The 18,530-nt window shown below is 71.8% G+C and carries 17 protein-coding genes; 8 read left to right on the top strand and 9 right to left on the bottom strand.

What is annotated here, in order from left to right:
- Nucleotides 1-38: 38 nt before the first annotated feature.
- The 4 genes from J8N05_RS28925 (at nt 39) to J8N05_RS28910 (ending at nt 6,511) form a co-directional block, all read left to right on the top strand.
- Entirely contained in the window at nt 39-788 is a 750-nt protein-coding gene (locus J8N05_RS28925) for a DeoR/GlpR family DNA-binding transcription regulator (RefSeq protein WP_210887934.1), read from the top strand.
- A gap of 208 nt (nt 789-996) precedes the next feature.
- Entirely contained in the window at nt 997-2,334 is a 1,338-nt protein-coding gene (locus tag J8N05_RS28920; RefSeq protein ID WP_210887931.1) for a 6-phospho-beta-glucosidase, read from the top strand.
- Nucleotides 2,335-2,366: 32 nt separating this feature from the next.
- On the top strand, nt 2,367-5,426 hold the full coding sequence (locus J8N05_RS28915; protein WP_210887928.1) for an alpha-mannosidase: 3,060 nt from the start codon (nt 2,367-2,369) through the stop codon (nt 5,424-5,426).
- Nucleotides 5,427-5,623: 197 nt separating this feature from the next.
- Nucleotides 5,624-6,511 (top strand): sulfotransferase family protein, encoded by an 888-nt coding sequence (locus tag J8N05_RS28910; protein WP_247706542.1) that lies wholly within the window; start codon nt 5,624-5,626, stop codon nt 6,509-6,511.
- 77 nt (nt 6,512-6,588) lie between these two features.
- Here the strand turns inward: J8N05_RS28910 and J8N05_RS28905 are convergent, their stop codons facing one another.
- Nucleotides 6,589-7,767 carry an ATP-grasp domain-containing protein gene (locus J8N05_RS28905; protein WP_210887925.1) on the bottom strand — a complete coding sequence of 393 codons (1,179 nt, stop codon included), beginning with the start codon at nt 7,765-7,767 and terminating at the stop codon, nt 6,589-6,591.
- Nucleotides 7,768-8,423: 656 nt separating this feature from the next.
- Here J8N05_RS28905 and J8N05_RS28900 point away from each other — a divergent pair.
- Together J8N05_RS28900 and J8N05_RS28895 are read left to right on the top strand one after the other, a co-directional pair.
- Nucleotides 8,424-9,329: a metallophosphoesterase family protein gene (locus J8N05_RS28900; RefSeq protein WP_210887924.1), complete on the top strand. Its 906-nt coding sequence runs from the start codon at nt 8,424-8,426 to the stop codon at nt 9,327-9,329.
- Nucleotides 9,277-9,984, top strand: coding sequence for a 4'-phosphopantetheinyl transferase family protein (locus tag J8N05_RS28895; RefSeq protein WP_210887921.1), 708 nt, complete (start codon nt 9,277-9,279; stop codon nt 9,982-9,984). The genes J8N05_RS28900 and J8N05_RS28895 overlap by 53 nt, the downstream gene beginning before the upstream one ends.
- 48 nt (nt 9,985-10,032) lie before the next feature.
- On the opposite strand, the gene J8N05_RS28890 is transcribed toward J8N05_RS28895, so the two are convergent.
- The gene (locus J8N05_RS28890) at nt 10,033-10,260 is read right to left on the bottom strand and encodes a hypothetical protein (protein WP_210887918.1); all 228 of its coding nucleotides are present in this window, start codon (nt 10,258-10,260) and stop codon (nt 10,033-10,035) included.
- A 216-nt stretch (nt 10,261-10,476) separates the two neighbouring features.
- Between J8N05_RS28890 and J8N05_RS28885 the strand changes: the two genes are divergently transcribed.
- Complete coding sequence (locus J8N05_RS28885) at nt 10,477-11,520, top strand: alpha/beta fold hydrolase (protein ID WP_210887916.1); 1,044 nt, start codon at nt 10,477-10,479, stop codon at nt 11,518-11,520.
- Between the two features lie 177 nt (nt 11,521-11,697).
- On the opposite strand, the gene J8N05_RS28880 is transcribed toward J8N05_RS28885, so the two are convergent.
- From J8N05_RS28880 to J8N05_RS28870, 3 genes are read right to left on the bottom strand one after another with little or no spacing between them, the layout of a single operon-like run.
- Entirely contained in the window at nt 11,698-12,852 is a 1,155-nt protein-coding gene (locus J8N05_RS28880) for an MAB_1171c family putative transporter (RefSeq protein ID WP_210887913.1), read from the bottom strand.
- A 15-nt stretch (nt 12,853-12,867) separates the two neighbouring features.
- On the bottom strand, nt 12,868-13,398 hold the full coding sequence (locus J8N05_RS28875; protein WP_210890465.1) for a toxin-antitoxin system, toxin component: 531 nt from the start codon (nt 13,396-13,398) through the stop codon (nt 12,868-12,870).
- A gap of 32 nt (nt 13,399-13,430) precedes the next feature.
- A complete protein-coding gene (locus tag J8N05_RS28870) occupies nt 13,431-14,090 on the bottom strand; it encodes a helix-turn-helix domain-containing protein (RefSeq protein ID WP_210887910.1) in 660 nt (219 codons plus the stop codon).
- Nucleotides 14,091-14,367: 277 nt separating this feature from the next.
- Between J8N05_RS28870 and J8N05_RS28865 the strand changes: the two genes are divergently transcribed.
- Nucleotides 14,368-15,042, top strand: coding sequence for an MmyB family transcriptional regulator (locus J8N05_RS28865; RefSeq protein ID WP_210887908.1), 675 nt, complete (start codon nt 14,368-14,370; stop codon nt 15,040-15,042).
- A 42-nt stretch (nt 15,043-15,084) separates the two neighbouring features.
- On the opposite strand, the gene J8N05_RS28860 is transcribed toward J8N05_RS28865, so the two are convergent.
- The 4 genes from J8N05_RS28860 to J8N05_RS28845 are packed head-to-tail and all read right to left on the bottom strand — an operon-like array spanning nt 15,085 to nt 18,456.
- Entirely contained in the window at nt 15,085-15,909 is an 825-nt protein-coding gene (locus J8N05_RS28860) for an ABC transporter ATP-binding protein (RefSeq protein ID WP_210887905.1), read from the bottom strand.
- A gap of 20 nt (nt 15,910-15,929) precedes the next feature.
- Nucleotides 15,930-16,709 (bottom strand): ABC transporter permease, encoded by a 780-nt coding sequence (locus J8N05_RS28855; RefSeq protein ID WP_210890464.1) that lies wholly within the window; start codon nt 16,707-16,709, stop codon nt 15,930-15,932.
- Between the two features lie 5 nt (nt 16,710-16,714).
- Entirely contained in the window at nt 16,715-17,488 is a 774-nt protein-coding gene (locus J8N05_RS28850) for an ABC transporter permease (protein ID WP_210887902.1), read from the bottom strand.
- The gene (locus J8N05_RS28845) at nt 17,485-18,456 is read right to left on the bottom strand and encodes an ABC transporter substrate-binding protein (protein ID WP_210887899.1); all 972 of its coding nucleotides are present in this window, start codon (nt 18,454-18,456) and stop codon (nt 17,485-17,487) included. The genes J8N05_RS28850 and J8N05_RS28845 overlap by 4 nt, the downstream gene beginning before the upstream one ends.
- Nucleotides 18,457-18,530: the final 74 nt, after the last annotated feature.

The following is an 18,530-nucleotide window of genomic DNA, read 5'->3' as shown; positions in this document are numbered from 1 at the left end:
CATAGAAATGATGGGCGATGACGACTATTGTTCAGCTCGTGCTGGCAGAGAGACGACATCAACTCATCCTGCGGGCCCTGCGCTCCGGCGGCCCCGCGGCCGTGACCGACCTCTCGGAGCAGCTCGGCGTGAGCCCCGCCACCGTCCGGCGCGACCTGCTCAAGCTGGAGGAGGAGGGCCTGCTCACCCGGGTGCACGGCGGGGCGGTCGCCGAGGAGGGCGACCAGCCCTTCGCCGAGGTCGCCGAGGTGCGCGTGGCCGAGAAGGACGCCATAGCGGCGCGTGCGGCGGCCCTCGTCGAGGACGGCCAGTCCGTGCTGCTCGACATCGGCACCACCGCCTACCGGCTGGCCCGGCAGCTGCACGGCCGCCGGATCACCGTGATCACCAGCAACCTCGTGGTCTACGAGGAGCTGGTGGACGACGAGGCCATCGAGCTGGTGCTGCTCGGCGGCATGGTCCGCCGCGAGTACCGCTCCCTGGTCGGCTTCCTCACCGAGGACAATCTGCGCCAGCTGCATGCGGACTGGCTGTTCCTGGGAACGAGCGGGGTACGGCCGGGAGGGCAGGTGATGGACACGACCGTCGTCGAGGTGCCGGTGAAGCGCGCCATGATCAAGGCGGCCGACCGGGTCGTCCTGCTCGCCGACCGCGCCAAGTTCCCGGGGACGGGGATGGCGAAGGTCTGCGGGCCAGAGGACCTGGACGTCGTGGTGACCAACGCACCGGCGGACGCCGGGACGCGGGCCGCCCTGGAAGAGGCGGGCGTACGCGTGGTGCTCACGTGAGCGGCGCACGCGAGGGGTCGACGACCCCCGGCGTGCGCGGGAACCCGACGGCGGGCTCCGGGACCGCGACGGCACCGGCGGCCCCTGTGGCACCGGTGGCCCTGGCGGCCCCTGCGACACCAGTGGCCCTGCCGGCACCGGCCGCTCCGGTCGCGCTGCCGGCCCCGTCGACCCTGATGACCCCGAGGAACAGCGAAAGGGCAGTTGCGTGAAGCTGACGATTCTGGGCGGCGGCGGATTCCGCGTGCCGCTCGTGTACGGGGCGCTCCTGGGCGACCGCGGCGAGGGCCGCGTCACCGACGTCGTCCTGCACGACCTGGACCAGGGACGGCTCTCGGCCGTCGCCCGGGTCCTCGCCGAGCAGGCGGCGGCGCACCCGGACGCGCCGTCCGTGACCGCCACCACGGATCTCGACGAGGCGCTGCGCGGCGCCGACTTCATCTTCTCCGCGATCCGCGTCGGCGGTCTCGAAGGCCGCGCCGCCGACGAGCGGGTCGCCCTCGACCAGGGCGTCCTCGGCCAGGAGACCGTCGGCGCCGGCGGCATCGCCTACGGCCTGCGCACGGTGCCCGTGGCCGTCGACATCGCCCGGCGCGTCGCCCGCCTCGCGCCCGACGCCTGGCTGATCAACTTCACCAACCCGGCGGGCCTGGTCACCGAGGCCATGTCCCGCCACCTCGGCGACCGCGTCATCGGCATCTGCGACTCCCCGGTCGGCCTCGGCCGCCGCATCGCCCGGGTGCTGGGCGCGAACCCGCGCGAGGCCTGGATCGACTACGTCGGCCTCAACCACCTCGGCTGGGTCCGCGGACTCCATGTCGCAGGCCGCGACGAACTCCCGCGGCTGCTCGCGGACACCGACCTGCTCGGCTCCTTCGAGGAGGGCAAGCTCTTCGGCACCGACTGGCTCCAGTCGCTCGGCGCCATCCCGAACGAGTATCTGCACTACTACTACTTCAACCGCGAGGCCGTCCGCGCCTACAGCCAGGCCGAGAAGACCCGCGGCGCGTTCCTGCGCGACCAGCAGGCCCACTTCTACGAGGAGATGAGCCGTCCGGACAGTGCCGCTCTCACCGCCTGGGACCGTACGAGGGCCGAGCGCGAGGCCACGTACATGTCCGAGAACCGGGAGACGGCCGGGGCGGGCGAGCGCGACGCCGACGACCTCTCCGGCGGCTACGAGAAGGTGGCGCTCGCCCTGATGCGGGCCATCGCCCGTGACGAGCGGACCACGCTCATCCTCAACGTCCGCAACCAGGGCACCCTCGCGGCGCTCGACGCGGACGCCGTCATCGAGGTGCCCTGCCTCGTCGACGCCAACGGCGCGCACCCGGTCGCGGTCGCCCCGCTGCCCGGCCACGCCACCGGTCTGGTGTGCGCGGTGAAGGCCGTGGAGCGGGAGGTGCTGGCCGCCGCCGGGTCGGGATCGCGCGCCACGGCCGTGAAGGCCTTCGCGCTCCATCCGCTGGTCGACTCGGTGAATGTGGCCCGCAACCTGGTGGACGGGTACACCGCGGTCCATCCTGGTCTCGCCTACCTCAAGTAAGCGCTTTCCCCGCTCGTTACCTGGAGACTTTCATGCACGACGAACGCCGGCGAATCGAGGAGCGCGTCCAGCGCCTCCACGACCAGCGCATCAAGGCCGCGATCTACGCCGCCGCCGTGCCCTTCGAGATCGAGGCATGGCAGGCCCCGGGGGAGCCCGTCCCCTTCGAGGAGGCCGCGTCCGCCCCGTACACGCCCTTCGAGATGGGCACCCCCTGGGGGCCGCCCTGGGGGACGACCTGGTTCCGGATGCGCGGGCGGGTGCCCGCCGAGTGGGCGGGGCGGCGCGTCGAGGCGGTCATCGACCTCGGCTTCGTCGGCGACTGGCCCGGCAACCAGGCCGAAGCACTCGTCCACCTCACCGACGGCACCCCGCTGAAGGCGGTCAACCCGCTCAACCAGTACGTGGCGATCGCCAACCCCGCCGTCGGCGGCGAGGAGATCGACTACCTGGTCGAGGCGGCCTCCAACCCGGACATCCTCGCCGACGACTTCTCCAAGGTCACGCCGATGGGCGACGTCCGCACCGCGGGCGACAAGCCGCTCTACACCTTCCGGCGCGCGGACATCGCCGTCCTCGACGAGGAGGTCTGGCACCTCGACCTCGACATCCAGGTCCTGCGCGAGCTGATGCTGGAGCTGGGCGAGCACGACCCCCGCCGGCACGAGATCACCCATGCCCTGGACCGGGCCCTGGATCTGCTGGACCTCGACGACGTCGCCGGCTCGGCCGCCGACGTACGGGCCGCGCTGAAGCCCGCGCTGGCCAGGCCTGCCAACGCCAGCGCCCACATCGTCTCCGGCGTCGGCCACGCGCACATCGATTCCGCCTGGCTCTGGCCGATCCGCGAGACCAAGCGCAAGACGTCCCGCACCTTCTCGAACGTCACCTCGCTGGCCGACGAGTACGAGGACTTCATCTTCGCCTGCTCGCAGGCCCAGCAGTACGAGTGGGTGCGCGACAACTACCCGAAGGTCTGGGCCCGCATCCAGGAGTCCGTCAAGAAGGGCCAGTGGGCGCCGGTCGGCGGCATGTGGGTGGAGGCCGACGGCAACCTGCCCGGCGGCGAGGCCGTCGCCCGCCAGTTCGTCCACGGCAAGCGGTTCTTCATCGAGCACTTCGGCGTCGAGACCAAGGGCGTGTGGCTGCCGGACTCCTTCGGCTACACCGCGTCCTACCCGCAGCTCGCCAAGCTGGCCGGCAACGAGTGGTTCCTGACCCAGAAGATCTCCTGGAACCAGACCAACAAGTTCCCGCACCACACCTTCTGGTGGGAGGGCATCGACGGCACGCGGATCTTCACCCACTTCCCGCCCGTCGACACCTACAACGCCCGCTTCAGCGGCGAGGAGATGGCCCGCGCCACCAACAACTACCAGGAGAAGGGTGTCGGCACCCGCTCGCTGGCCCCCTTCGGCTGGGGCGACGGGGGCGGCGGCCCCACCCGCGAGATCATGGAGCGGGCGCGCCGGCTCGCCGACCTGGAGGGCTCGCCCAAGGTCGTCGTCGAGCACCCCGACGACTTCTTCGCCAAGGCCCGCGCGGAGTACCCCGACGCCCCGGTCTGGGTCGGCGAGCTGTACCTGGAGCTGCACCGGGCCACCTACACCTCGCAGGCCCGCACCAAGCAGGGCAACCGCCGCAGCGAGCACAAGCTCCGCGAGGCCGAGCTGTGGGCCACGACGGCCGCGCTGCACGCGCCCGGCTACGCCTACCCGCACGAGAAGCTGGACCGGCTCTGGAAGACGGTCCTGCTCCACCAGTTCCACGACATCCTGCCGGGCTCCTCGATCGCCTGGGTGCACCGCGAGGCGGAGGCCGAGTACGCGCGCGTCGCCGAGGAGGTCGAGGCACTGACCGCCGAGGCCGTCACCGCGCTCGGCGCGGGCGACCCCCGCGTCTTCAACACGAGCCCCGTCGAACGCCGGGAGGTCGTACGGACCGCCGACGGCGCCCTGGCCCACACGGTCGTCCCGGCGAACGGCAGCGCGCCCCTCGGCAGCGGCTCCGGCTCCGGGGAGGTGCCGCACCCCGTGACCGTCACCGGCCGCGTCCTCGACAACGGCCTGGTCCGCGTCGAGATCGCCGAGGACGGCACCCTGTCCTCCGTACGCGATCTGCGCGCCGGCGGCCGTGAGGTCCTCGCGGACAAGGGCAACCTGCTCCGCCTCCACACCGACCTCCCCAACTACTGGGACGCCTGGGACGTCGACAAGCACTACAAGAACCGCTACACGGACCTGCTGGACGCCGAGTACGTGACGGTCGTCGAGGACGACCCGCTGCTCGGGGCGATCCGCGTGGAGCGCTCCTTCGGCAACGGCTCGCGCATCACGCAGACGATCAGCCTGCGCGCCGGCAGCCCCCGGATCGACTTCGAGACGGACATCGACTGGCACGAGGCCGAGAAGTTCCTCAAAGCGGGCTTCCCGGTGGACATCCGGGCGGCGCACTCGTCCGCCGAGATCGCCTTCGGCCACATCCAGCGGCCCACGCACACCAACACCACCTGGGAGTCGGCCCGCTTCGAGGTCTCCGGCCACCGCTGGGTCCACCTAGGCGAACCCGGCTACGGCGTCGCGGTCATCAACGACTCCACCTACGGCCACGACGTCTCCCGCACGGTCCGTGAGGACGGCGGTACGACGACCACGGTCCGGCTCAGCCTGGTCCGCGCCCCGCGCATCCCGGACCCGGCGGCCGACCAGGGCAGGCACCACTTCACCTACGCGCTGCTGCCCGGCGCGACCATCGAGGACGCGGTCGCCGAGGGCTACTCCCTCAACCTGCCGCTGCGGGTGGCGGACTCGGCGGGCACCCCCGAACCGGTCGTCTCCGTCGAAGGGGAGGGCGTCACCATCGAGGCCGTGAAGCTCGCCGACGACGCCTCGGGCGATGTCGTCGTACGCCTCTACGAGTCCCGCGGCGGCCGGGCGCAGGGCACCCTGCGCACGAGCTTCCCGCTGGCCGGCGCCGAGATCACCGACCTCCTGGAGCGCCCGCTGTCGACGGCGGACACGGACGGGAACGGCGTGCCCGTCACCCTGCGCCCCTTCGAGATCCAGACACTGCGCCTGGCCGTGGGGAAGTGAGGGACACGTTCATGCGGAAGCGGTGACCCCGTTTCCCATGAACAATTAAGGAAGCGGTAAGAGAGCTGGTCAGGGCCGGTCACGGTGGGTTCGCGGTGGGTGCGCGGCCCGCCGTGACCCGTCCCCGTTCCCTGCACGACACCTGCGGTTCGCTCGGCGCCCCTGTGATGAGGGCAGTACGAGAGAAAGGTGTCACCGTGCGAGACCCGCGCATGTCCGCGATCGGCAAGGGCCTGAGGCGCCGCGGCAGACTGATGGCCCAGGCGGTGAGCCCGCCGCGCCGCGGCCTCGACGCCGTGCCCGCGCCCCGCGACACCGAGGGCTCCCGCGCCGGGGACGGCTATGTGGCGCCCCGCGCCCCGCGGCTGGTGGACTCGCCGGTCTTCGTCCTGTCCTGCGTCCGCTCGGGCTCGACCCTCCTGCGGGTCCTGCTGAACAGCCACAGCAGCATCCGCGCCCCGCACGAGATGCATCTGCGCACCCTGCACGTCCATCTCTCCCGCGACTTCACCGCCGACGCCATGCGGGCGCTGGAGCTGGACAAGGAGGAGCTGGAGCACACGCTGTGGGACCGGGTGATGCACCTGGAACTGGCCCGCTCCGGCAAGCAGATCATCGTCGACAAGACCCCGCCCAACACCCTCATCTGGCCGCGCCTGCACCGATGTTGGCCCAACGCCCGCTACATCGTGCTGCTGCGCCACCCCGGTGCCGTGGTCGCCTCCCTCACCGACCGCCGCACCGACCCCGACCCCGAGCAGATCCGCGCCGAGGTCCTCGACTACGGCGTACGGCTCGACGAGGCCCGCCGCACGCTCGACGCCCATGTGATGACGTACGAGGACCTCACCGCCGATCCCGAGCGGACCACGCGCGGACTGTGCGACTACCTTGACGTGCCCTGGGAGAGCGCGATGCTCGACTACGGGAAGAAGGACCACGGCACGTTCCGGCCGCAGCTCGGCGACTGGAGTCCCACCATCAGGTCGGGCCGCATCCAGCCGGCCCGACCGGCCGACCCGAAAGTCGAACTACCCCCACAACTGGACGAGTTGGCCAAGGCGTGGGGGTATCCGATCGACTGACGGGGCACCACCGTGCCGCCGGGGCAGGGCCGGTCGCGGATCCGCGTCCAGGTCGACGGTGAGGTGCTGCGGACCGATCAGACGGTCAAGGGCCTGTCCGAGGACTGCGCGGCCTGAGCCGTACGACTCGCCTTGGCCGAGTGGGGCGCATGGGCCGGCTGCGCCTCCGAGACGGCGTCCGGCGCCGGCACGTGGGCGGGCAGGTCCAGGTCCGCGTGCTGCTCCGGCGCCGACACGGGACGCACCGCGCGCGGCCCGGACACCACCGCGTAGTCCGAGCCGAGGAACGGCGGGACGACATCGCCCGGCTCCTCGCCGAGCGCGAGGCGCACGGCGGCCCACGGCGCGTTGATCCCGCACTGCGAGAGCTGGTGCAGACCGCCCGCCGGGCGCGTGTTGACGTCCATGAGGACCGGCTCGTCACCGAGCATCCGGAACTGGATGTTCGTCAGGTAGTGCAGCCCGAAGCCCTCCGCGAGGGTCCGCGCGGGCTCGATGAACGACGGGTCGAGCGTGAAGCCGCGCCGCCGCCCGTTCTTCGTACGGCCCACCGCCATCCGGACCCGTCCGTCCGGGCCGGTGAGGCAGTCCACGGACACCTCGGGCTCGCCCAGAAGGGGCATGACGAGCCAGTCCACGGGCCCGTCCGCCTGCCGCAGCGCCTGGACGACCAGATCCAGCGGCATGTACGGGCTGGGGAAGCCGCTCAGGTGCAGGAGCGAGAACGGGGTGCGCGTGATGATGCGGAAGCCGACGCCACCGGCTCCGGAGGCGGGCTTGAAGCACGCCTTGTGACCGGCGGCCTCCAGTGCGTCGACCGCGGCGATCAGCTCCTCGGCGGTGCGGACCCGCGACCACGGGGGCACCGGCACACCGAGCTTCTCGACGGCCTCGTACGCGACGACCTTGTCCTGGAAGGTGTGCACGGCCTCGGCGGGCGGCGCGAGCAGCGCGGTGCCGACCGCGGCGAACTCCTCGCGGTGCTCGGCCAGGGCGGTCTGGTGCAGGACGGGCACGAACACGTCGATCGAGTTCCGGACGCACTGGTCGAGCGCGTACTCGACGTAGGCGGCCGGGGACAGCCCCTCCGGCTCCATCGCGGCGATGTCGGCGGCGGCCAGGATCGGGGAGTCGGGGTCACCGTGGGTGGCGTGGATCTCGACCGCGCGGCCACACGGATTTCGCCGCAGCTGATCCATGAAGAACACGTTCTCCGCGTACGTGCGGTTGAGCCAGACGCGTACGCGAGAGACCATGCAGGCCGCCTTTCAGGTTTGCGGGCACGTCAAATCAGGCCGTGCTCGGCAAGAGGTTTAGTGGGTACACAAAACCGCCGTTCGAAAACGGGAGTTCGCGGTTGTGTATGGCCGATCATAGGGGTTCCTGAGCAGTGCTGCTGCTACGGGCGTGTTACGGAATCACCCGCCGCGTCCACCGCACGGCTCCGCCCGACGGGCCCGCCGGGGCTCGCGCGGCAGGTCAGAGGCCCTGCGCCCGGCCGGCGCCGAGCGGTCGCCACGAGGTGCGCCCGGCCGGCGGCCGGTGCTCCAGATCACCGCCGTCGGATGGTCGGATCGGCCAATCGACTGATCGGCGCACCGGCGGGCCTGCCCGTCGGCGAGACGCGGCCAGAGGCCCGATCGGGTGGAGGGGCGGTGTGCGGCCCGCCGGTGGGCGAGGGTGCGTGCCCCGGGCCGTGCGCAGCGTGCGGGCCGCTCGGGCGGCGCCCGGGAGGGCGTGCCGAGTCGCGTGGCGGAGCGCGGTCGGGCCGGTGCCCCGACCGGGCACCCGGCGCCTCGGTGTCCGGGTCCGAACCCCGCACGCGGTCGCTCTTGTACCGCGCCGTGCGTGTGTGTTCTTGTGTTCCCATCCGGGCGGCCGTGAGGCGTCCCGGCACGGGGAGGGGGCGAGGGTGACGACGGCTGACCGTCAGGGCCGGCTGCTGGCCATCAGCGACCTGCACATCGGATACGCCGAGAACCGGGCCCTCGTCGAGGAGATGCGCCCCGAGACCGACGACGACTGGCTCCTCGTGGCCGGCGACGTCGCGGAGACGGTGGCCGACATCCGCTGGGCCCTCGAAACGCTCAGCCGGCGCTTCCGGAAGGTGATCTGGGCACCGGGCAACCACGAACTGTGGACCCACCCGAAGGACACCGTCACCCTGCGCGGAGTGGCCCGCTACGAATACCTCGTGCGGCTCTGCCGCGAGCTGGGCGTGATCACCCCCGAGGACCCCTACCCCGTGTGGGAGGGCCCCGACGGACCGGTCGTGGTGGCCCCGCTCTTCCTCCTCTACGACTACTCGTTCCTGCCCGCGGGCTGTGCGACCAAGGAAGAGGGCCTCGCGTACGCCCACGGCACCGGCATCGTCTGCACCGACGAGCACGTGCTGCACCCCGACCCGTACCCCAGCCGTGAGGCCTGGTGCCGGGCCCGGGTGGCCGAGACCGAACGCAGACTCGCGGAGATCCCCGACGGGCTGCCCACGGTGCTCGTGAACCACTACCCGCTGGACCGGCACCCCACGGAAGTCCTCTGGTACCCGGAGTTCGCCATGTGGTGCGGCACCCGGCTCACCGCGGACTGGCACCGCACCCACCGCGTGGCCGTCATGGTCTACGGCCACCTGCACATTCCCCGCACCACCTGGCTCGACGGCGTCCGCTTCGAAGAGGTGTCCGTGGGTTACCCCCGCGAGTGGCGCAAGCGCCCGGAACCGCCGGGCACACTGCGCCGTATTCTGCCGATGGAGGTCGGATCCGGTGATCGAGGAACTGCTCCCGGAGTCGGTCGTGGCCGTGGAGGCGCACGCTGACGACCACGCCGAGGGCACCGGCGCCCCGACGCCGTACCCCGAGCTGTATCCCGAGGAAGAGGCGCTGATCGCGCGCGCCGTCGAGAAGCGGCGCCGTGAGTTCACCGTGGTCCGCGGGTGCGCCAGACGTGCCATGGAGAAGCTCGGCGTGCCCCCGCAGGCCGTCGTCAGCGGCGACCGGGGAGCCCCGCGGTGGCCCGCCGGGCTGATCGGCAGCATGACGCACTGCGAGGGCTACGCCGCCGCCGCGCTGGCCCGGGCGAGCGACCTGGCCTCCCTCGGCATCGACGCGGAGCCCCATCTGCCGCTGCCCGCCGACGTGCTGCCCTCGGTGGCGCTGCCCGACGAGGTCCGGCGGCTGGACGAGCTCGCCGGAGAGCATCCGCAGATCCACTGGGACCGGCTCCTGTTCAGCGCCAAGGAGTCGGTCTACAAGGCGTGGTTCCCCCTCACCGGGAAATGGCTCGACTTCTCGGAGGCCGACATCGAGGTCTTCATGGATCCCGGACACACCACGTCCGGCGGCCTGAGCGCCGGACTCCTCGTACCCGGACCGGTGGTGGACGGCCGTCGCATCGGCCGCTTCGAAGGACGCTGGACGGTGGGCCGGGGACTCGTGGCGACCTCGGTGACCGTGCCGCACGGGCAGGACTGAGCGCGGCTCCGCCCGGCGACGGGCGGCCCGAAGGCTGACGGTGGTTCATCAGACCTCCGGGCACCAGGTGTGCAGCAGGCGGAAGAACGCCTCCTCGTTGCCCTCAAGGCCCGCCGCGGCCAGTGCGCGCTCCGCCTCCGCGAGGGCCGAGGGCGGCACGACGACCGGCCGCCCCGAACCGGACGGGGTGTCCATCGCTGCTCGTACGGTCTGGAGCAGGCGCAGATAGGCCTGCACGGCGGTGCGTTCGTGATCGGTCAGTACGGCTGTCGGCATCGGACGGCTCTCCCGGTTCGGCTCGGCTTCCGCTCTTCGGTCCTGCGCGCGCCGCCGCACAGCGGTGGCGCTGGGTCCAGCTTGCCGTCCGCCACTGACAATGCCCTTTCCGTGCGTGTTCGTTCGCCCGGTTAGCCGAGGGGAAACCTCACGGAAACCCCTTGTCGGACAACGGGCTTACGCTGGAATGCAGGCCCGGAGAGGGGAGACGAGCCGGTGGCCGACACCCCACGACGGCGCCCGCGCGGGGCCCTGCGGCTGCGGCCGGTGGCCGACGGCGAACTGCGGCTGCGCCACCGCGTCGTGCACGGCTACCGCCGCGCCTACCGCATGACCGGTGAGGGACCGGCCCTCGTCCTGATCCACGGCATCGGCGACTCCTCGGCGACCTGGGCCGGCCTCATCCCCGGTCTGGCCCGCACCCATACGGTGATCGCACCCGACCTGCTGGGCCACGGCGCCTCGGACAAGCCCCGGGCCGACTACTCCGTGGCCGCCTACGCCAACGGCCTGCGCGATCTGCTCGCCACGCTCGGCGTCGAACGGGCCACGCTCGTCGGGCACTCGTTCGGCGGCGGTGTCGCGATGCAGTTCGCCTACCAGTTCCCCGAGCGCACCGAGCGGCTGATCCTGGTCGGCGCGGGAGGCGTGGGCCGTGAGGTCAACCCCGTACTGCGGGCGGTGTCCCTGCCCGGGGCCCAGCTCGCGCTGTCCGCGCTGCAGCTGCCCGGCATGGCGTTCCAGGCCCGGCTGTTCGTACAGCTGATGCGGCTGCTCGACACCGATCTCGGGCAGGACGCGCCCGAGTTGCTCACCCTCGTGGATGCGCTGCCCGACGCGACCTCGCGCAGCGCGTTCATCCGCACCCTGCGGGCGGTCGTCGACTGGCGCGGCCAGGTGGTGACCATGCTCGACCGCTGCTACCTCACCGAGGGCATGCCCACGATGCTCGTGTGGGGCGACCGCGACGGCGTGGTGCCCGTACGGCACGCCCACGGGGCGCACGAGGCGATGCCGGGGAGCCGGCTGGAGATCTTCGAGGGCGCCGGGCACTTTCCGTTCCACACGGACCCCGTGCGGTTTCTCGCGCTCGTGCAGGAGTTCGTCGAGGGGACGAGTCCCGCCGACTGGAGTCGCGAGCGGTGGAGTGCGCTGCTGCGGGCCGGGCGGCCCGGGACCGCGGCGGGGCGGGCGGACACGGCGCGCAGTCGTGCGCTGGAGCGGGAGTTGCGGGCGGCGAGTGAGCGCAGCGCGACCTGATGCCCGGGGGCGGGGGCGGGGGCGGGGGGTCGGGGGTTCGTGCGTCGAGTGTCGGCTGCGGGTGCGTCGTGGCCGGTCGCGCAGTTCCCCGCGCCCCTCGAAAGGGCTGCGCCGCTTTCGAGGAGGGGGCGCGCGGCGAAGAGGGTGCGTCCTCTTCGAGGAAGGGTCGTGCCCCCTTCAGCGGTGGGCCTCGTTGCGGGTGGCCTCGACCACGGGGGAGTGGTGCAGGGCCTGGGACATGCGGACCAGGTCGCGCGGTGCCTCGGTCGGCTCCGTCGGTTCGGTGCGTGTGCCCTCCGGGTCGGCGGTCCGGGCCCGTACCGCCGCCGCCACCATCGCCGCGTCCGCCTCCGCGCGGGCCTGGGCGGGGTCCGAGCCCGTCGCGAGGGCCTCGGCGTGCACACGGGCCCGTAACCCGGTGTCGAAGTACGGGTGCAGGCTGAGCAGGCCGTCGTGGATGTCCGACTCCCGCTGCGTGACCTGGAGTTCGGCCGGGGACCACCAGGACATCCGGGCCGTGCGGCCCGCGTACGGCGAGACCGGTGCCAGTTCCCGCCACAACGGCCCCAGACGGCGGTACGTGCACCACGTCGACCAGGTGTCGCCGGCGCGCTGGCAGGCCAGCGGGAGACAGAAGCCGACCGCGCTGATCTGCGCCCCGGCCGAGGCCAGCACCGGAGCCACGTCGGTGCTGAGGTGGTCGAGGTTCCCGCCGTTCCAGCGCGTCACCACCGCGGTGAACTTGGCGGTCAGATAAGCGATGTTGCACACATAGCCCGCCACGATGATCAGCAGCCCGGCCCGCAGCCGGCCGTGGACCTGGAGGGCCCAGCGACCGCACATCACGTTCATCGCGACGCCCGCCACGGCCAGCGCGCCCAGATAGAGCACGATCATCTCGCGGACGAAGGGCTCGTCGGCGTAGTACGTGTCGAAGTCCCGCAGCCGCTCGACCGGGGTGTCACCGAGGGCGAACAGCACGACCAGCGCCACGATCACGACGCCGTACCCGGTGATCCAGCGCCGGGACGTCCGCCGGGTCAGTTCGGGCGGGCCGCCGCGCCAGTTGACGATCAGCACCAGACAGGCCGCGCTGAACGCGCTCAGCAGACAGTAGACGAGCGGCGCGGAGACGTTCGTGACGCCGACGAGGTCGTTGACCTCGGCGATGGTCGGCGGCGCCGCGAAGAAGAACACCAGCCCCGTCAGCGCCAGCAGCCAGCACACCGACCGCAGCAGCGGATCGCGCCAGGAGCGCCGCAGAGAGGGGGACTTGACGGCCAGGACGGCCGCCATGGCGACGGCGGGCAGGTAGTAGCTGGACCCGTCCACGGTGTGCCGGCGCTCTCAGTCCTGCGGCCCGCGGTAGCCCAGGGACGCCTCGATGCGGCCCGCGAGACCCTCGCGCCGTACGGGCCCGCGCGACCCCGGACCGGCCAGCCACCCCCGGCACCTGCTCGCCAGCAGCAGCCCGAAGCTCTCGGCGTCCTTCTCGTCGGCCAGGTCGAAGCGGGTACGCGCCGCCACCTTGCGGACCGTCGCCCGCAGATCGGCGTCGTCCGACAGCAGCCGGGCGGCGACGGCCGCGCCCTCGACATGGTGGCCGCGGTGGCCCGCGCTCATGTGCCACAGCTCGTGGCCGAGAATCACCAGCTGATGGTCGGGCGCGGTGCGCTCCTCGACGACCACGAGGTCCCAGTCCGCCATGTCGAGCCAGAGCCCGCTGGCGGTGCCCGGCGGGAAGGGGGCCGTACGGAAGCGGACCGGGCGGCCCCGCCTGCTGCTCATGGCCCCGCACAGCGCCGCGTACAGCTCCCCGGGTTCCGCGGGTGCCGGGAGCGACAGTTCGTCGACCAGCTCGCCGCACAGGCGGCGCATCTCCCTTCCGACGCCCACGGAGGTCCCCCGGATCACGACTCGGGCCGCTTGACGCTCTCCAGGAGCATGTCCAGCCACTCGGCGACCTTGTCCCGGTGCTGGTCGGTGGGCAGCTGCGCGGCCCGCCAGGCGATGCCGCGGACCCCGTGGTCCTGCAGCAGCCGCTCCAGCGGATCGTCCGCGGTCGCCGGGTCCGCCTGCCGCTCCCGGTCGGCGAGCCGCTGGAGGAGATCCTGCTCGGTGCGCTGCAGGGCCCCGGCGAGCGCCTCGGGGTCCTCGGCGGACAGGAAACCGGCGTGGACGCGGAAGAAACGCTGGATGGCGTCGCAGTGCTCCATCGTGGGGCGCCGGTCGCCGTTGATGAGCGCGCCCGCCTGCTGACGCGACATGCCCGCGCCGTCGGCGATCTCCTGCTGCGTGTACCGGCGGCCGTTGGGCTTCAGGCGGGTGCGGCGCAGCAGGTCAAGGCGCTGCAGGAACCGGGCCTGGAGATCGGGCTCGCCCGCCGACCGGCCGTTCAGCAGGGACACCACCACGACCTCGGGGACACCCGACGCGGCGGACAGCCGGCGGACGTCGAACACCTCGCTGTGCGGTGCGCCGAGCCGGTCCGCCAGAGCGGCGACTCGGGCCACGACGGCCGGCAGCAGACCCGTCGCCGTGGCGCCCGGAACCTCGAAGCCATCCGTCACCGACAGTTCTCCTACGTCTCAATCGACCGACCGCTGTGGGGGAACCGGAGCCCTCGGACGTGAAGTCCCTGTGGGGATCCGTGTTGTGCAGCGTGAACTGCCCGAAGACCGGAGAGTAGCCCTTTGGTCGAACTCGCATCCAGGTCTCGCCACAACTGTGGCGGGATTCAGCCGTCAACGGGCGCCAAATGCCACGATAGTTGACACCGCTCCGGCCGGGGTAGCAGGATCACGACGCCGCGTGAAGCCCGCATAGGCAAGAGGGGTGGACCTCCCGATGGCATACCAGGCAGGAGGGCCCCGGCCGCAGCCGCGGCCCGTCCCCGACAGTCTTGAGGCCCAGGCGTACCTCCAGGACTACGCAGCACTTCTGGACGCCGTCACCTTTCCGTCCGTCGTCGTCGACCACCGCTGGGACGTCGTCCTCGCCAACGACGCGTTCGAGACACTTTTCCGCGCGGTCGGCCCGCACCCCACCGCCATGCCCGGCGACAACTTCCTCCGGTTCGTCCTGTTCCACCCGGACGCGGGCACGGTCCTCGCCGAGCACGAGTCGAGCTGGTGCCTGCCGATGCTGGCGCACTTCGCCGCCGCCGTGGAGCGGCACGGCCACGACCACGGACTCCAGTCGATCCTGCGGGACATCGCCCAGGACCCGATCATGGACGCCGCCTACCGGCACGGCCTGCCCCACTGGATCCGCTCGGTGGGCCCGCACGCGGTCGAGCACGACGGCGCGGTACGGCCGCTGCTGCACCCCGATCCGCGGTGGGGGAGCACCTGCCGGATCGTCGGAGAGACCCCCAAGACCCTGCACGACATGGGGTACACACGGCTGACACTGGTCCTGCGCGAGGCCCGCCGCCCGGCACCGGCGAAGCGCCGGACCAGACCCGGCCGCGGGCGGCGCGCGGCCGGCCATCTCAGCGTGGTGCCCGCGACCGAGACGTGAGGCACCCCTCGTCGACCGCCGGTGACACGTGCGCGCGCCGCCCTACGACGGGGGCGGAGGTGTGTCGGTCAGGTCCTTCACCAGCCGGTCGGTGAACGGGGTGCCGCGTTTGGCCGCCTGGATCTGCTCGTACACATGGGTGCGCAGTTCGGCGAAGCGCGGCGCCACCCGGGTGTGCAACTGGTCCCGGTCGGCGGGGAGATCGACCTTCAGCTGCTCCCGCACGACGGTCGGGGAGGAGGACAGGATCAGCACCCGCTCACCGAGATAGACGGCCTCGTCGATGTCGTGCGTCACGAACAGGATCGTGATGCCCCGCTGCCGCCACAGCCCGCGGACCAGATCCTCCAGATCGGCCCGGGTCTGGGCGTCCACCGCCGCGAACGGCTCGTCCATCAACAGGACCTGGGGCTCGTACGCCAGCGCGCGGGCGATCGCCACCCGCTGCTGCATACCGCCGGACAGCTGCCACGGGTACGCGCCCGCCGCGTCCAGGAGACCGACGGAGGCGAGTGCGTCGGCGACCAGCTCGCGCCGCCTGGCGGCCGTCAACCTCTTCTGTTTGAGCGGTAGTTCGACGTTCTCGCGCACCCTCATCCAGGGGAACAGGCTGCGCCCGTACTCCTGGAAGACGACCGCCATGTCCGGCGGCGGTCCGGTCACCCGGCGGCCCCCGACCAGCACCTCACCGGCCGTGGGGGTGAGCAGGCCGCCCACGCACTTCAGCAGGGTCGTCTTGCCGCAGCCGGACGGCCCGACCAGGCAGACCAGTTCACCGGCGTCCACGGTGAAGGTGAGGTCGCGCACCGCCTCCACCCGCCGGCCCGATCCCTCGTAGACCTTCTTCAGGCCGCGTACGTCGAGCATGGACCGCCCTTTCGCGAGGTTCACGACGACCGCCGGGAAGCGTCGCGCGCACCGTGGTACCAGCCCAGCGCACGACGCTCGACCAGCCGGAAGACGACCGACAGGACGAACCCGAGCAGCCCCAGCAGCAGGATCCCGGTCCACATGTCGGGGATGGCGAAGCCGCGCTGGAACTGGACGATGGTGAAGCCGAGCCCGTTGCTGGCGGCGAACATCTCGCTGATGACCATCAGGATGATGCCGATGGACAGGGCCTGGCGCAGCCCCGCGAAGATCTGCGGGCTCGCCGCGGGCAGCACCAGGTACCGCAGCCGCGCCACGCCCGTGATGCCGTAGGAGCGGGCCGTCTCGGACATCACCGGGTCGACCGCCCGTACGCCCTCGACGGTGTTCAGCAGGATCGGCCAGACACAGCCGCTCGCGATCACCACGACCTTCATCGTGTCGCCGATGCCCGCGAACAGCATGATGACCGGGACGAGCACGGGCGGCGGCACCGCCCGCAGGAATTCGAGCACCGGCTCGCACACCGCCCGCACCCGGCGGTACGAGCCGATCACCGTGCCCAGCGCCACGCCCGCGACGGCCGCGCACGCGTAACCGGCGCTCAGCCGCAGCACACTGGGCAGGACGTCCTCGCGCAGCCGCTCGCCGGTCCAGACGTCGGGGAACGTGCTGAGGATGGTGCGCAGCGGCGGCCAGTAGACGTCCGTGCTGCCGTCCGACGCGTACCACCACGCCACGACGAGGAGCGTGGGCAGCGCCACGACGAGGACCAGCCGCAGCAGGACACGTTCCAGGCCGTTCACACCGCCACCTCCCCGCGTACGGACTGGTGCCAGGCCAGCGCCCGACGCTCGACGGTCCGCGCACCCACGTTGATGAGCAGCCCCAGCAGACCGGTGACCACCACCAGCGCGTACATCTCCGGCACCGCCTGCGAGGTCTGCGCGACGGCGATCCGCGCCCCCAGCCCCGGTGCCCCGATGACGAGTTCGGCCGTCACGGCGAGGATCAGCGCCACCGCGGCGGCCAGCCGCACCCCCGTCATGACGTACGGGAGGGCCGTGGGCCACAGGACGTGGCGGACCCGCGCCCAGGTACCGAGGCCGTACGAGCGGGCGGTCTCCTCGGCGACCGGGTCCACGTCCTGGACGCCGTACATGACCTGCACGAGGACCTGCCAGAACGACGCGTAGACGACCAGCAGGAGCACCGAGCGCAGTTCGGTGCCGTACAGCAGCACGGCCAGCGGGATCAGCGCCACCGACGGGATCGGGCGCAGGAACTCGATCGTCGAGGCGGTCGCCTCACGGAGGTACGGCGTGACCGAGATCAGGACGCCCGCGACGATGCCCGCGCCCACCGCGATCACGAGCCCGATCGCCCAGCCGGTGAGCGTGTCCCCGAGCGCGGTCCAGAACGCGTCGTCGGACAGCTCGCCGGCGAGCGCGTCGGCGATGCGGCTGGTCGGCGGGAAGTACTCCTCGTCGACCAGGCCGAGCCGCGGCACCGCCTCGCCGAAGGCGAGGAAGGCCGCGAGCCCGCAGGCGCCCAGCAGGGCGTTGGCGCCCCTCACGGAAGGAGCTTGTCCAGGTCCGGCTCCTTCTCGAACAGGCCGTCCTGCTGCCCCAGTTCGGCCAGCCTCTCGATGGAACGACGGTCCGGCTCGGCGGGCCACCGCGGCAGGACCAGCGACTCCACCAGCGGCTTCGGGATCTTCGTGTACGTGGTGATGATGTCGCGGACCTCCGCCGGGTGCTTGTCCGCGTACTCCAGGGACTCGACGGTCGCCGCCTCGAACTTCTTCACCATCTCCGGGTTCTTCTGCACGTAGTTCTGCGAGGAGAAGAACATGGCCACGGTCAGGTCGGGGGACACGTCCACGAAGAGCGAGGCGATGGAGGTGCCGCCCTGGGCCTTGATGCTCGCGAGCGCGGGTTCCACGACACAGGCCGCGTCCACCTGGCCGCCTTCGAGCGCGGCCGGCATCTGGTCGAAGGGCATCTCCACGAACTTCACCTTGGACGGGTCGCCGCCGTCCTTGCGGACCGACTCCCTGGTCGAGGTGTCACAGATGTTGTTGAGCGTGTTGGCCGCGACCTTCTTGCCCTCCACGTCCTTGGCGGACTTGAGGGGGCTGCCCTTCTTCACGGCCAGCTCCGCGAAGTCGGCACCCTGCTTGCCGGTGGACGCGACCCCGTTCACCACGGCCTTGACCGGTACGTTCTTCGACTGGGCGACCAGCAGGGAGGTCATGTTGCTGAAGCCGAAGTCGAACTGGCCCGAGACCACGCCGGGCACGATCGCCGCACCGCCCTGCGCGCTCGTCAGGGACAGCTCGATGCCCCGCTCGCTGTAGAAGCCCTTCTTCTGGCCCAGGTACAGCGGGGCGACGTCGATGATGGGGATGACGCCGACCTTGACCGTGGTGGTACCGCCGGACGCCTTGTCCTTGTCGTCCGACCCGGAGGAGTCGGACGAACCGCAGGCCGTCGCGGCGACGAACAGGGCGCCGGTCACGAGACCGATGAGCAGACGACGCATCACTCCCCCTACTGAAACGATCGGGACAGTTCTTCGACAGGCTGTGCGCAGGCCGCACAGAAGTGCTCAGCGGG

The sequence above is a fragment of the Streptomyces liliiviolaceus genome, assembly GCF_018070025.1.
Lineage (GTDB): Bacteria > Actinomycetota > Actinomycetes > Streptomycetales > Streptomycetaceae > Streptomyces > Streptomyces liliiviolaceus.
Note: the sequence above shows the minus strand (reverse complement) of the source record. Positions and strands in the feature narration are given on the sequence as shown.